This is a genomic window from Endozoicomonas sp. ALC020 (assembly GCF_049275935.1).
Classification (GTDB): Bacteria; Pseudomonadota; Gammaproteobacteria; order Pseudomonadales; family Endozoicomonadaceae; genus Endozoicomonas_A.
The window spans coordinates 6,956,827-6,971,709 of the sequence record NZ_CP184830.1 but is presented as its reverse complement, the minus strand read 5'-3'; the positions used below and the strand labels follow the sequence as shown (position 1 = coordinate 6,971,709).

General features: G+C 48.7%; 7 protein-coding genes. All 7 read right to left on the bottom strand.

Features of this window, described 5'->3' with window-relative positions; translation table 11 throughout:
* Window positions 1-73: 73 nt before the first annotated feature.
* Window positions 74-253 (bottom strand): hypothetical protein, encoded by a 180-nt coding sequence (locus ACOJUO_RS25370; RefSeq protein WP_422134656.1) that lies wholly within the window; start codon window positions 251-253, stop codon window positions 74-76.
* A complete protein-coding gene (locus tag ACOJUO_RS25365; RefSeq protein WP_422138574.1) occupies window positions 250-2,175 on the bottom strand; it encodes a hypothetical protein in 1,926 nt (641 codons plus the stop codon). Before ACOJUO_RS25365 ends, ACOJUO_RS25370 begins: the two co-directional genes overlap by 4 nt.
* 302 nt (window positions 2,176-2,477) lie before the next feature.
* Entirely contained in the window at window positions 2,478-3,491 is a 1,014-nt protein-coding gene (locus tag ACOJUO_RS25360; RefSeq protein ID WP_422132667.1) for an IS110 family transposase, read from the bottom strand.
* Between the two features lie 208 nt (window positions 3,492-3,699).
* Window positions 3,700-5,217 (bottom strand): IS1182 family transposase, encoded by a 1,518-nt coding sequence (locus ACOJUO_RS25355; protein ID WP_422132798.1) that lies wholly within the window; start codon window positions 5,215-5,217, stop codon window positions 3,700-3,702.
* Between the two features lie 20 nt (window positions 5,218-5,237).
* Window positions 5,238-8,132: a hypothetical protein gene (locus ACOJUO_RS25350; RefSeq protein WP_422138573.1), complete on the bottom strand. Its 2,895-nt coding sequence runs from the start codon at window positions 8,130-8,132 to the stop codon at window positions 5,238-5,240.
* Window positions 8,133-8,369: 237 nt separating this feature from the next.
* Window positions 8,370-8,612, bottom strand: a complete 243-nt coding sequence (locus ACOJUO_RS25345) for a hypothetical protein (RefSeq protein ID WP_422138572.1) — start codon at window positions 8,610-8,612, stop codon at window positions 8,370-8,372.
* Window positions 8,609-14,545, bottom strand: coding sequence for a hypothetical protein (locus ACOJUO_RS25340; RefSeq protein WP_422138571.1), 5,937 nt, complete (start codon window positions 14,543-14,545; stop codon window positions 8,609-8,611). Before ACOJUO_RS25340 ends, ACOJUO_RS25345 begins: the two co-directional genes overlap by 4 nt.
* Window positions 14,546-14,883: the final 338 nt, after the last annotated feature.

The window sequence follows — 14,883 nt, the reverse complement described above, 5'->3', positions numbered from 1 at the left end:
AAAGTTCAATGCCAGTGAAATTACAACTCTTTCCTACGCTCTGAGGGTATCGCAAAACTTCAACAGCTCGTTCTCACGCTCTGAAGTCGTCATTCCCGCGAAGGCGGGAATCCAGCGCCAACGGTGGATCTCTGCCTTCTCGGGGATGACAAGGCCAGGGGGACACCGGGCAGTATGGTTCTGGTGGAGAGTCAGTGTGGATTCCCGCCTTCGCGGGAATGACGAGAATGAAGCCGGCAATGACGGGAGTCAACGCGTTCCCATGCCGGAGAGAGTTTTGCGACAGCCTCGCTCTGCGTGGGAATGCATACCTCCCGCAACCGGTGCTGCTTTCACGGCTGCGGCGGTTTGCTCAGGCTCTGCAGTCCCTGACCCAAAGAAGGCACCCAGGGTGTAAGAGTAAGGAATGCTTTCTGCATGGGAGAACGACCATTTAGGCACATTTTCCCTGAAGTATTTCTCCCAGCTATTCTCGAACAGTTTCATGGTTCGATCACGGCGTTCACGGAACTGCAGGTAGTTTTCGTGTCGAGTCCAGCCATACACAGTGTCGTCTGTCTTAACGCGGCTCGCGTACTCTTCATCGGTTTCACTATAGCGTTGAGGTGTAGCAATGGCCGTACGTTTCACATATTCATCCTGGGTTTCACCGACGCCGCGCCAGCGATTAATCCTGTCAAGGCTACGACCCAGAGGTCCACCCAGCCATTGAGTGAGCATCTTGTTGTCGTTCATAAAGAAGTCGAAAGTGAGACCGGACGCCAGAGTGAATCCAAAGGTTTGAGCATAGGTGAACCCGGATATAAGACCCTGGGCGTATGCTCCGACAGTGGCTACCGGACCCAGCACCAGACCGGCTGTGGCAGAGGCCAGCGTTTTTACTTTTTGTGGTGTCACCCTGTTCGGCAGCGGTACCTGAACCCCTTGCGCGGAACCCATGGATTTCACTATTTCCGGCACCAGACGGGAAATGCTGCGATACCTGTGTGGGTTGGCATTGTACTGTCTGGCAAACAGCGCAGAGCCGGTTTTTAACAGAATGACTGATGAAGCGGCTTTGCCCAGTGGCATGGCCAGTCCGCCCACTTCAGAGATTTGTTCAATGCCGCTGTGATAGGCATATTGGCCGGTTCGGTCAGGGTCAACGCCGTAGCGTTCCAGCCAGTGCTGGAAAGGTGTGAGCATTCTGTGCAGATAATCACCCCTGTTGGTCAGGTCCAGCAGATAGAGGAACGACATGTTTGAGAGGGATAGCTCGGCAGCCCGCCGAGCGTTAGTGCTCACCAGCAGTGGTTTGTAGCTGGAGTAATACCAGGTGATAGCCTGTACCAGGAAGGCTGAAGGTTTGATCCAGTAATCCGACAGCTGCCGCTCAACCGCTGCGGCATGAGCCTGCATCAATGTGTCATGGACAATCTTGATCAGGTCTGATTCAGACATCCCGACAGCATTGGCATAAGGTGTCAGGGTCTCCTGAGCATTGGCCAGAAACGCTGCCGTCCTGCGGCCATTGTCAAAGGCAATATCATCAAGAACGTAGTTGGCGATGACTGCAGCTGCGTACTCTGTCATGCCGACAACCGACTCTTTCATACCTGCCGGGCCAGTTGCAGTAGCAGCTACAGGAGTGAAGGCACTCTGCATGAATTCCTCAGCACCCTGATCCGACAGCATCTGGACAACTTTCCTGAACTCAGTCATATGGATGCCGTGTTTGTAGCCAAGGAAGTGTTCAAATTCATCCACTGTCTGATGACCATCAACACCTCTGACAGCTTCCATGTAGTTCTCAAGTTCAATTTTGCTGATCAGACCTTCGCGCAGCAGAGCCATTATCCTGTTACCGCTGGCAGAATGGGCCTCGAAGTATTCCGAGAAGTCTTTCAGGTCCTTTGGTTCATGCCCGACGAAGTGAATGGCTCTTCTGCCCATGCTGTGAATTTCGTCGTCGTATTGTTTAGCCCCGGTTTTCATCTCATTCCTGGCTCTGTCTGCCAGAGCCTGGACTTGTTCAATGACATTCTGAGGCTGATCTTCCAGAGGCTCGGCAGGGAAGCTCGTTTTCAGATTTTTGAAGACTTCCACAATCTGACCGGCCCGATCAAATGTCAGATCGTCCCTCACCAGCGCCTGCAAGCCAAGCGGTGCAAATTCATCGTCAAAATCGAAAGTCACAAGGCTAGGAGCCTTATATGGTCCGCCCCGTTTTGCAAGAGCCTGTTTTGTTAATTAGCAAACAAAGATAACTGCAATCATATATACGGCCTATTCATGAGGTCTAACCCTCTGGCCCTGATGGGTATCCGCGCAACCTGGCCTTATCAGTCCGACGGCCTCAAGGGCCAAGGCTCCTATCAGGTTTCAGGTTGCCGGTTTTTACCTGTTTGCCATCAACTGTACATGCTCATCGCAATCTGCGGGGGGGGTCCCCTTTGATTAAGCTTATGCTTTACTTTGCCGCTGCCGCCTTTACCTCATTATGCAGCCTTGTAAACTTCATTTCGGGTCATGATGACCCAGACAATCCGAGCCATTTTATTAGCCAGACCAACGGCGGCAACGTTGTGATTGCTGCGCTCATTAAGTTGGCTAACCCATTTTTTACAGCGGTCATCCTTATTTTTGAGGCAGTGGAGTACCGAACGTGCGCCGTGTATCAATAATGTGCGCAGGTATTTATCACCCCGTTTACTGATGCCCAGCAGGACTGACTTACCGCCTGTGGAATGCTGTCTTGGAACTAATCCCAACCATGCGGCAAGGTGTCGACCAGATTTAAAATACGTCGCATCACCAACGGCTGCCTTCAATGCTGTGGCAGTGATGGCTCCGATACCCGGCATAGTCATCATTCGACGACATTCGTCGTCGTTTTCAGCCAGCTCCTGAATTTTCTGGTCATACTGTTGAATACGCTTGTCAAGACTGGCCAACTCTTCTGATAAACCATGTAGCAGCTCACGAGTCAGCGAATGGAGTCCATTTTCAGCATCTTCCAGAATTCGTGGAAGCTGTGCACGAACTTTACCAATACCCTGGGCAACCACAATACCTTCTTCCAATAGTGACCCCCGGATCTGGTTAACCAGGGCAGTTCTCTGATCAACCGCTTGTTGACGATAGCGGTGCAGAAGTTGCCAGGCCTGCTGCTCTGACGTTTTAACAGGTACAAAACGCATGCTGGGCCGTGAAGCTGCTTCTGCAATCGCTTCAGCATCGTTGTAGTCATTTTTGTTGGTCTTGACATAAGGCTTGACAAATTGAGGTGAAATCAGCTTGACAGTATGCCCATAGTTCTTGAATAACCGAGCCAAATAGTGAGCACCACCACAAGCTTCCATAGCGATAATGCATGGCTCCAGATTTGCCACGTACTCCAGAAGGTTCTTCCTGGACAACTTCTTTCTGATGACTTTGCTACCCTGGTCATCAACACCAAACAGGTGAAAGTTGTTCTTGCCAATATCGATACCAAGTACTGAAATAGTCATGGGTGGTTCGCTCCGGTTAATCCTGTTTAAATGGTTAACTCCATTTTGGCTCATTTGAAGCCGTTTAGGAGGGGCGGACCATCCCATTAGACCGAGAATAGCGCAACCAGACCAACAGAAGTTTTCCCAAATCTTAAAATGAGCAAAAAATATCCAATTATTAGTGGGATTTTGCTCATTTTTGCATATTTATGCCTTCTCACAGCCTCTATGCTGCCTTTTTAGCCTCTTTCAAATCTTCAAGACGGATTGACCTCGTGGAAGCCGCTTTTACAAATTTTTTGATATTATGCGCAGTGCATACCAGTGAAAATTCCGCTGAAACTTTTTCTTTGCCGCGGAGACTGAACCCTCGGAAACCAGATTCTTTTATCTGTCCAAATGGTGGCTCAGCAATAACTTTACGACGCTCATATATGGCTTTCGCACCGGCTGTCTCCATTTTCTTATTCATAGCCTGACGTGCTTTTTCAAACTTATCGGTACGGATAACCCTGCCAGCCTCTTTCTTTGAATCACTGCAATTCCGACGATAAGGGCATTCCCTGCATACCGTCTTGTTTGCCCGGTAGCTTTTTCTTTTGCTTTTGCTGGCCGGGTTCGTTACCAGCTTTTCCCCTGCCGGACAGATAAATACATCAGCTTCGGAATCATACGCAAAATCCGCTTTGACAAACTTCCTGTCAGAGCTTTCAAGGTCGTCAGCGGCAGGCTTCTCCGCCTTGTCGGTTGCGATATAGGCATCAATCTCATGTCGCTCGACTGTATGTAAGTTTGACCCTGAAAAGTAACCATTATCCATACTCCACTTATCTACAGCCGCGCCATCAGTGGCTCCTGATAATGCCCTCAGCGCCGGCTCCACTTCCTGTACATCGTTGGCGTGTTGGCTGACATGCTGGCCAACAATGATCTGGTTATCGGAATCAACTGTAATTTGAGCATTGTAGCTGTACTCACAATACCCCTTCTTGCTCATCACGCGGGCATCGTGATCTGCAAAACTGATCTGCTTTTTGTCGTCTATTGGTTTGTCTGGATTTAAAGCTTTTTCACGTTCTTCAAGTGCTTTCTTGGCCTCTTTGATTTTTTTCAGGCGCTCTTCTTTAAACTGGAGGTCTTCAGGAATGCTGTAACCATTGGTTGCTTTGTAGGCGTCATCTTCTTCCTGATCACACTGACTGGCTTTTTTGATCAGCTCATCCACTTCGGCACTGAGTTCTGCCTCTTTCGCTTTGAGCCTCCCGTAGCTCATGGCCTTGTGTTTTGAGCTGTTGGCTTTGAACTTGGAGCCGTCCAGGCTGATATGACCCAGTGATGCCATTTTGAGTTCAATGGCCAGTTTGACTGACTGTTTGAAGCAGTCATGGAAAAACGACAGATTATCCTTACGAAAGTCACCAAGAACCCTGAAATTCGGGCAGTTCATTTGTGAGATATACATGAACGCCAAGTCTTGTCGACACCGTCGCTCAATCTCACGGGAACTGAAAACACCATGGCTGTATGCGTAGATCAGAATAGCGACAATGAGCTTTGGAGGGTATGCGTGCTGACCAAGGTGGTGATATTTTTTTTCGACTTCAGACGTATTAATGTTCTGAAAAATGCTTTCATAAATAAAACAATCATGATCTTTGGGAAGCAAATCGAAAACGTTGGTTGGGAACAGCAGATGCTGATCAAACTCAACAGGACTGTCCTTAAACTTTGGTGGTGGTGACATTTGGCATAATCAGAGTTGGTTTAAGGCTTATCATAACAGATAAGCCTATTCTCGGTCAGGCTCCTAGGTATTGTCTTACCGGTGTTGATTGTTGACTCTACCTGACCCAGTGCAGCATCCAGAGCTTGTTGCTTTTTAGCCACGGCAGGAGGTCGATCTTCCAGCGGCACGACAGGGGTGAGCGGAAAAATCCTCTTCAGGCTCTTGAAGACTTCTACAATCCGACTGGCCTGATTGAACGTCACTTCATCTCCGACCAGTGCCTGCAAGCGAATCGGTGCAAATTCATCGTCAAAATCGAAAGTCGTAAGGTCTGGTATTACCTTACCGCTGTTTAATGCTGATTCTGCCAGACCCAGTGCGGCATCCAGAGCCTGTTGTTTGAGAGAGTGCTGCTGTGAGAAGGTGCCCATATCAGCCAGAACCCTGGCCTGTCTCGGCGAGAACTGGAATGGACCGACGTTATTTTCGATGGCTTCCTCTGCTGTCCTCAGGATTTCATCCATTCTTTCCAGCCAACTTTCACTTTTTTGTATTGCTTGTCTGGCTCTGGCTAGCTCACGTTCAAGAACATATCGGGGTTTGGGTCCCAGCCGGGCCATTTGCCTGTCAAGTTCATTCTCAATGCCGGCGATACGATCATTAACCTCAGGTTGATCCTCATTGATCATTTCTTTGTCCAGCTGTCGGAGTTTTGTTGCAATCACACTGTTCTGGTTTTCGATAGGGGCATCTGCTTTATAATCCTCAATGTTGAGTTGATGAGCTATTTCATTGTTCCAGGCTCTTCTGGCAGCTTCATCGTCGTAGAGTGCGTCTGATTTTTCGATTAATTCCTGAATTTTGGTTCTCAGGGTGTTTTTCTGATCATACAGGTCGTCATCCATGTCAAATGCTACACGCAGATCTTTTGCCAGTTTGACAGTGAAGCTCTTGCCTCCTTTTTTAGCAGCAGAGTTTTCGCTAATGTCGATGTTCAGCCTGTCCTCTAAAGTTTTTAGTATCGCTTTTTGTTGTCTTATGGCTCGCTCATCCAAGTCTTTCAGTGCCTCTTCCCCTGCCTGTTGACTGACTTTTGTGATGTATCTCTGAATTTCCCCGGAAATGGCTTCCCGACGGTAATACAAATCGTCCTCTCTACCGAGGATATCCATCGCCAGGGCTTTTTCTACGGCAGTCAGTTTTCCAATGACTTCAGGCAAGGCCTCCGGGTGAACGGGTGTTCTGATGTCTTCCTGCCCGGCACGAACTGGTGTAAGCTCTGATTCAGCCAGCCGATAGAGTCGTTCTGTTCTCAGTTTTTCCTCTTCATTGATAGAGGCTTCCTCCGTTATGAGCTCTAATTGCTTTCTGACCCGGATGAGTTCGCCTTTTGTTGCCAGATTTTCTGCCAGTGAGCTTTCCCATTCAATCAGCTGTTGGGCCATATCGCTCAGGACTTTGGAAAGAAACGGGTCGTCATTGCGAAGGGCATTGCTGTCGACAGCGGGTACATGATTCAGAATACTCTTAACATAATGCTGTTCAGTCAGACTATCTCTGAGTACGGGTTTGAAGCTGAAGTATTTTGCCAGTTGAATCTGCTGCCAGGTTGGCGTGATGACTAACGAAGTGAGCCTGATGTGTTCCAGTGTGAGTTCAAATTGATTCGTTCGAGCCGCTGCAGCTGGAGTGGCACTGACCAATGCCTGCTGAAGAAATTCATAGTATCCAAATGCATGCATCGCCTCCCTGTCTTCGTTTGTCATCGTCGGCGGTTGGTCTTTGTTAAATCCACCCGTGCCGTGCCGTGCAATAACCTCCTCCAGCAGAGCCATCTGCTTGCTTCGTATGACGTACAGGTAGCTTCTGACTTTTTGTCTGAAAACCTTTATTACTGCTGCCGCTTCCGGGGTGGGGGTATTAAGCTCAGCTTCTTTCCAGAGGTTATAGAGGCTTTCTACAAAAGCAATATCATCGGGACTCTGCATCTGACCATGGAAAACAATGACCTCTCCCGGAGTTTCAGCGACTTCCAGCTTCGGATAACCTGCAGGCACAGGATAAATCTGTGAGTCATCCTCGACGTGGACAATATATCCGACGGGTTTGCTATGTGCCAGGAGTTCATTAAGAGCCTGCTGTTGTAAATCCTCTTTCAGGATATAAACCTGGATATAGGCAGAGGCCGCTGCTGCCAGGAGAACATCATCATTGACAAAGAGTGATTGTCCCAGACGTTGCAGTTCAGGGAGCTGGTCGCCCGCAGCGATAAGACGCATAAAGGTACGCCCATCCACTGCAACTTTTTCTACTTTAATGGTGGCAAGGGGAACATAGTGATCACTTGCGCCGAACTGTCCTCGCAGGGAATAAACAATGCTCAGCAACCGACCCATTTCTGTGGAGCTGGCGATTTTCGTCAGCGGCTCTAATGACAGGCCGCCAGATGACAGGCTATGAACACCCACAAGTATATCCTGATCGGTCATTCTGTCTTTGACTTCAATGACCAGTTCGTTTTCTGCAAGGTTGTGGGTAAACCTGAAGATGCCATCGTCACCCATTTTCAGGACTTTGGTGTATTTCTGAGCAACGTCATTCTCGTCTGTTGCAAACACATCAACAACAGAAACGTCCTCAAGAGCGTCAGCAAGAGCTTCCGTAAAGCCCACAGAATTAAAGTGATGGCCAAACCTGTCACGTGGCTGAGCAGGGTAGGTGGTGGTGATGGATTTGGGTATTGGTTGCTGGTCATCCCCTAAAGTTGGCTGAACCCTGACCTCACTCAGGGTCATCTCCACATGTCCATTGCCCGGTATATTGGCAGCTTTTATCTGCAACTTGCGATCGGCCAGTGCCTGTGAACTAATGATGGAAGAACTGATTGCAACGGCCACTGCAAGACTTAATGCATTGGGGCGGGTATTTGTCATTCTACTACCTTATAGCTGAGTATTTTTATTACTGTGGCAAGTGATTTACACTGCAAGCGAGGGGACGGCTGTTAATCGCTCATGGCTGTTCCGGTAAGCTGTTGAGAGAATTTAGTTCACAGTGGCAAATCCGCTAGCTGTTAAGCGAATTTAATTCACGTGGCAAAGTTCAATGCCAGTGAAATTACAACTCGTTCCTACGCTCTGAGGGTGTCGCAAAACTTCAATAGCTCGTTCTCACGCTCTGAAGTCGTCATTCCCGCGAAGGCGGGAATCCAGCGCCAACGGTGGATCTCTGCCTTCTCGGGGATGACAAGGCCAGGGGGACACCGGGCAGTATGGTTCTGGTGGAGAGTCAGTGTGGATTCCCGCCTTCGCGGGAATGACGAGAGTGAAGCCGGGAATGACGAGAGTGAAGCCGGGAATGACGAGAGTGAAGCCGGGAATGACGAGAATGAAGCCGGCAATGACGGGAGTCAACGCGTTCCCACGCCGGAGAGAGTTTTGCGACACCCACGCTCTGCGTGGGAATGCATACCTCCCCCAACCGGTGCTGCTTTCACGGTTGCGGAAGGTTGCTCAGGCTCTGCAGTCCCCGACTCAAAGAAGGCACCCAGAGTGTAGGAATAAGGAATACTTTGTGTGTGGGAGAAAGACCATTTAGGCACATTTTCCCTGAAGTATTTCTCCCAGCTTTTCTCAGACAGTTCCATGGTGCGATCACGGCGTTCACGGAACTGCAGGTAATTTTCGTGCCGCGTCCAGCCGGGCACCGTGTTGTTTGCTTTAACACGTTTTGCATACTCTTCATCGGTTTCATTGAAGCCTTGAGGCAAAGCAATAGCCTTGGGTTTTGCGCACTTATTTTGCGTTTTTATCGCGCATCTCCAGCGCTTCACGTTGTCAAGACTACGACCCACAGGTCCACCCAGCCACTGAGTGAGCATCTTGTTGTCGTTCATAAAGAAGTCGAAAGTGAGACTCGACGCCAGGGCCAATCCGAAGGTTTGAGCATAGGTGAATCCGGATATAAGGCCGTGGGCGTATGCTCCCACAGTAGCTACCGGACCCAGCACCAGAGCGGCTGCGGCAGAGGCCAGCGTTTTTACTTTTTCGGGTGTTACCCTGTTTAGCAGCGGTACCTGAACCCCTTGTCCGGAACCCATGGATTTCACTATTTCGGGCACCAGACGGGAAAGGCTGCGATAGCTGTGTGGGTTGGCATTGTATTGTCTGGCAAACAGCATAGAGCCGGTTTGCAGCAGAATGACTGAAGAAGCGGCCTTGCCCAGGGGCATGGCCAGTCCGCCCACTTCAGAGATTTCTTCAATGCTGGTGTGGGAGGCATATTGCAGTCTTCGGTCAAGGTCAACGCCGTAATGTTCCAGCCAGTGCTGGAAAGGTGTGAGCATCCGGTGCAGGTAATCACCCCGGTGGGTCAGATCCAGAAGATAGAGGTACCACATGTTTGTCAGGGACAGCCTGGCAGCCTCCAGAGCGGTTCGGGTCACCAATAGAGGTTTGTAGCTGGAGAAGTACCAGGTGACAGCCTGTACCAGAGAGGCTGAAGGTTTGACCCAGTAATCAGTCAGCTGGTGCTCAAGGGCTGCAGCATGTGCCTGCATCAATGTATCATTGAGAGCCATGATCAGGTCTGATTCAGACAGGCCTGCGGCATTGGCATAAGGTGTCAGGGTATTCTGAACATGGGTCAGAAAGGCTGCCGTCCTGTGGCCATTGTCAAAGGCAATATCGTCAAGAACGTAGTTGGCGATAACAGCAGCTGCGTACTCTTTCATACCGGCAACCGACTCTTTCATACCTGCCGGGCCCGTTGCAGTGACGGTGACAGGAGTAAAGGCAATCTGCATAAATTCCTCAGCACCCTTGTCGGACAGCATCAGGATAACGGCATTCAAATGAGGCACATTGACGCCGTGTTTATAGCCAAGGAAGTGCTCAAATTCTTCCACTGTCTGATAACCATCGACACCTCTGACGGCCTTCATGTGGTTCTCAAGTTCAATCTTGCTGATCAGACCTTCACGTACCAGAGCTATGATCCTGTTACTACTGGCATAACGGTTAGCAAAGTATTCCGGGAAGCCTTCCTGGTCCTTTGCTTCATGCTCAACGAAGTGAATGGCTGTTTTGCCCATGCCGCTAATGACTTGGTCGTATTCTTGAGCCCCGTTTTGCAGCTCATCCCGGGCATCGTTCACCAGCCACTGAATTTTTGTCAGGACTATCGGAGGCTGAAATTCTAAAGGCTCAGGGTGAGCCGGAAAGTTATGGAGGGCCGGAAAGGTCTTTTTCAGGCTCCTGAAGACTTTCACAATCCGACTGGCCTGACCAACTGCCAGACCGTCTCCGACCAGTCCCTGCAGGTGAAAAGGCGCAAGTTCATCGTCAAAATTGAACGTCGTGAATTGGAGTTTTGGCTTATCGCTTTTCACTGCTAATTCTGTCAGACCTATGGCGGCTTCGAGCGCTTGTCTCTTGAGAGTGTGTTGCTGCATGAAGTCATGTATACGGGTCAGAACGTTTACCTGTCTGGGCGTAAACTGAAAGGAACCACCATCATTTTCCACGGCTTGCTCTGCAACCTTCAGTTCTTCCTTCATTCTTGCAATGTCTGCTTCCCTGGTTTTAATGTCACCTTCCAGGCGGGCCTGTTCCTGAGTCAGTTGTTGGATTTTGCCGCCGGTACCATCATGCCCGCCCAGTTCTACCTGCTGGTTTCTCAGGGCATTAACCCGTTGTTCACAGCTGTCAGTAAAGTCAGGTTTAAGACCCATGGCTTCTTCAATAGCGTCAAGAGCTGCCTTATGATAATCCGTCAGAACCTCTTGTGCTTTTGAAACGGCATCACTTTTTTGCTTCAGGGCTAAATCCAGGCGAGCTATTTCGTTCTCTTGTAAGGTTTTAGCCTTCTCATCAATATTTTCAGAATGGATCATCTCCTGTTTTTTAAGATCCAGGTGTTCTTGTGCATTCCTCTCTTCATGCCGTGCATAGGTCACTTCCATACTTTTTTTGTGGTGCTCATGCAGGAATTCCGTAATTTGAGTGTACTTTTTCCTGATGAGAGGCAGTTCCCCCAAGGTTTCATCGAATTGATCAGTTTCGTCCCCGCCAGAAGTCTGTGCATAGGCTCTAATGGTAATAGCGCTATCAGCCTCATCCCGTAAATCAAATATAACTGGTTTGCGAGCCAGACCTTTCAGTTTGCGATGAAGCTCTGTAAGCTCACTTTCAGCTTTTTGTAGTACCCGTCTGGCGACGGCTAGCTCACGATCAAGGACGAATCGGGGTTTAGGTCCCAGGCGGGCCATATGCTTGTCAAGCTCATTTTCAATAGCTGTGATATGCTCATTAACGTCAGGCTGGCCCGCATTGAGAAGTTCTTTTTCCAGCTGTCGGAGTTTTGTTTCAATCACACTGTTCTGGTTTTCGATAGAGGCATCTTCTTGATAATCCTCAATGTTAAGTTGATGAGCTATTTCATTGTTCCAGGCTCTTCTGGCAGCTTCATCGTCGTAGAGAGCGTCTGATTTTTCGATTAATTCCTGAATTTTGGTTCTCAGGATATCTTTCTGATCAGACAGGTCGTCATCCATGTCAAATGCTACATCCAGAACTTTTGCCAGTTTGACAGTGAAAGTCTTGCCTCTTTCTTTAACAGCAGAGCTTTTGCTCATGTCGATGTTCAGCTTGTCCTCTATGGCGGCAAGCAAACTTGTCTGTTTTTCTATGGTTTGCTTATCCAGGGACGAATCTTCGACTCTATATTCAAGAATTGCCCGAAGCTTGCTGAGATTGAGATCCCTCTCGTTCAGAGCTGTGCTGTCATCTTTCCAGAGGGTCTGACTTATCTGATCCAGCATAGCTTCTGAGACATCGTCGTCGTAAAGCAGGCTGCAAACCCGGGCAATTCTTGCTGCTTTGTCATTCTCTTCATTGAGTTTGATGTTGAGTATTTTTTCTACGGCTGGCAGCAGATCGGTCCCTTGTTCTCCGGCTGGCATATCCGGGTCAGGGTCTTCCAGTTTATAGTGCAGGTGAGCAAGAAGCCTGTTACGTTTGATATCTTTAGCGTCTGGATGAATTTTTCTTTCATGCATCCAGAGGATCATATCTATCCCATCCAGTATCTCATTCAGTACCTCATTTGAGAGATCAACCTTGTCAAGTATTATAAAAATTCTGGCGAGCCTTTTTTCTATGTCATCTTCTTTACTGACTTTCATATTGGGGGTTTCTTCCAAGGCTGTCAGTATGTCCAGGTCCTCTTGCTCTGTCAGCGGCGTGTCTTCTCTGATTCCTGTTGTTTTATCATTCTTGTCATTGACCTGGAGGTTGAGCTTTTCTTCTGCGACTTCCAGTATGTCCAGGGCCTTTTCTTCTGCCAGTTGTCTGTAGTCTCTGATGTACATCTGTAGGTTGTTTGAAATGTACTGGCGACGAAGATACACATCGTCACCTTGAGTAAGGCCCATCATCTCAAGGGCTTTTTCCACAGCTCTCAGTGTCTCAAGTACTTTCGGAACCGCTACAGAATCTTCCTCAGTCTGTCCTGCTGGTGGCTGGGTTTCGTCCCGGTTTTCAATATCAGGCTCTGTTGCCGGTTCGGCGTTGCGGGCCTTTATGACTTCTGCTCTGACATTAGCAACTTCTTGTTCCAGCTCCGGGATTCGTGCAACTTCCTCCCGAAGTTTCCGTATTTGTTTTTGTTGTTCTTCCATTGCATTAACAAGCTGATCAAGCTCCTTATCAGCCAGCTGCTTGAATTGAAGTGCTATGCGCTTTTGCCTTTCACTGGTAATGGCTTTCTCCGATGTGAGCTTTAACTGATTTCTAACCCGGGTGAGTTCGCTTTCATTTTGCAGCAGCTCTTGCAGCTTGTTTTCCCTCTCAATCAGTTGTCTGGCTATGTCGCTCAAGACTCTGGAAGCAAAAAGTTCTCCGTCGTGAGAAACATTGGTCTCTAATACATAGGCAGCGGGTAAAAGGTTCAGAAAATTTTGAACAAAATGCTGGTTAGTCAGAAGATCTCTAAGTGCGGGTTTGAAGCTGAAGTGTTTTGCGAGTTGATTATGCATCCAGGCTGGCGTAATGAGAGACGCAGCGACTCTGAAGTGTTCTATTGAAAAATTAAATTCATCTGCCTGATCTGCAGTAGCACTGGCCAATGCCTGCTGGAGAGTTTCATAGAATGCAAGCACAAGCGTCGCCACCTGATCTTCCAATGCAAACCTCATCGGTTGAGCTTTGTTTACTGTAATATGGTGCCGCGCAACTAACTTTTCCAGCAGTTCCATCTGCCTGCTTCGAATAACGTACTGGTAGTTTTTGAACTTGTCTTTTTTAATCTGTGTTGATAATTCAGGAACGGGGGTATTAGCATCAGCTTTATCCACGATGTCAAAGAGTCCTTCCACAAAAGCGATATCGGTTGGATTCTGCTTCTGGCCATGGAAAACAATAATCTCTCCCGAAGCCTCAGTCACTTGCAGTTTTGGATAACCTGCAGGTACAGGATAAGTCTGCGTGTCATCCCCAGTGTGTACTATATAGCCGACGGGTTTATGATATGAAAACAGCTTATTCAGTGCTTCCTGTTGCAGATCTTCACCCAGAACATGAACCTGGACATAGGCAGAGATAGCTGCTGCTAAAAGCACTTCATCATTGACAAAGAGCGATTGACCCAGACGTTGCAGTTCAGGAGGCTGATCGCCTGCAGCAATAAGACGCATGAAGGTGCGGCCGTTCACCTCAACTTCTCCTGCTTCAAGGGTGGCAAGGACAGCATAGTCATCAGCTTCGCCCAGGTTTCCTGCTCTTTCATTCGCCCCTTTCAGAACTGACGCCAGATGTTCGGGGCTGGCAACTTTCGTTAACGGTTCTAATATCCGGTCGTCGTCTAACCGAGCGCGCACAGCTGCAATGGTATCCTGATGGGTCATTTTGTCTCTGACCTCAATGACCAGTCGCTGCTCTGCAAGGTTATGGGTGAACTTGAAGATCCCTTCATTACCGACCTTGAGGACTTTGGTGTATTTCCGGGCAACATCATTCTTGTCTGTTTCAAACAGATCAACAGTGGAAACACCTCCGTCGATGCCCGAAAGAACGTCTGTGAATCCTTCAGAGGGAACGTCATAGCCAGCTCTGGCCTCAGTCTGGTCGGGGTAGGTGGTTGTGCAGGATTTGGGTATTGGCTGCAGGTCATCCCCCAAGGTTGGCTGAACCATGACCTCACTATGGGTAAACTCCGCATGTCCAGTGCCGGTAATATCGACAGATTTTGTCTGCAGCCTTCGCTCGGCCAATGCTTGTGAAGCAATAATAGAAGAACTGATTGCAACGGTTACGGCAAGGCTAAATACATTGGGGCGAGTGTTTGTCATTCTATTACCTCAGGGCAGAGTACTTCCACTACCGTATATAGTGATTGCCAAACCGGGCGAGGAAGCGACTTCTAATTAATCATGGCTGTTAATCGCTTGTTTGAGCAGCTTCAGGCTCTTTTACCAGAGAAACCTCTGTGGTCTCAGAAGGAAACGTTAAGCCTGGAACCATCACCGGTGTTTCATGGAGCACTGGTTCATTATTGCTGGTCATTACTTGTCGTGTAATTAATTCACCGGGGATTTCGCACTTGCCTCACTTCTGATCAGTTTCAGGCTGAGCGCCTGAGGCGGTCGTTAGAAAGCTTGATTGAGAGATACCTCTGTTATCATGAACA

Excerpts from the sequence above, each read along its gene's own strand:
- ACOJUO_RS25340 (WP_422138571.1), bottom strand. The coding sequence starts at position 14,545 with ATGACAAACACTCGCCCCAATGTATTTAGCCTTGCCGTAACCGTTGCA.
- ACOJUO_RS25355 (WP_422132798.1), bottom strand. The coding sequence starts at position 5,217 with ATGTCACCACCACCAAAGTTTAAGGACAGTCCTGTTGAGTTTGATCAG.
- ACOJUO_RS25360 (WP_422132667.1), bottom strand. The coding sequence starts at position 3,491 with ATGACTATTTCAGTACTTGGTATCGATATTGGCAAGAACAACTTTCAC.
- ACOJUO_RS25350 (WP_422138573.1), bottom strand. The coding sequence starts at position 8,132 with ATGACAAATACCCGCCCCAATGCATTAAGTCTTGCAGTGGCCGTTGCA.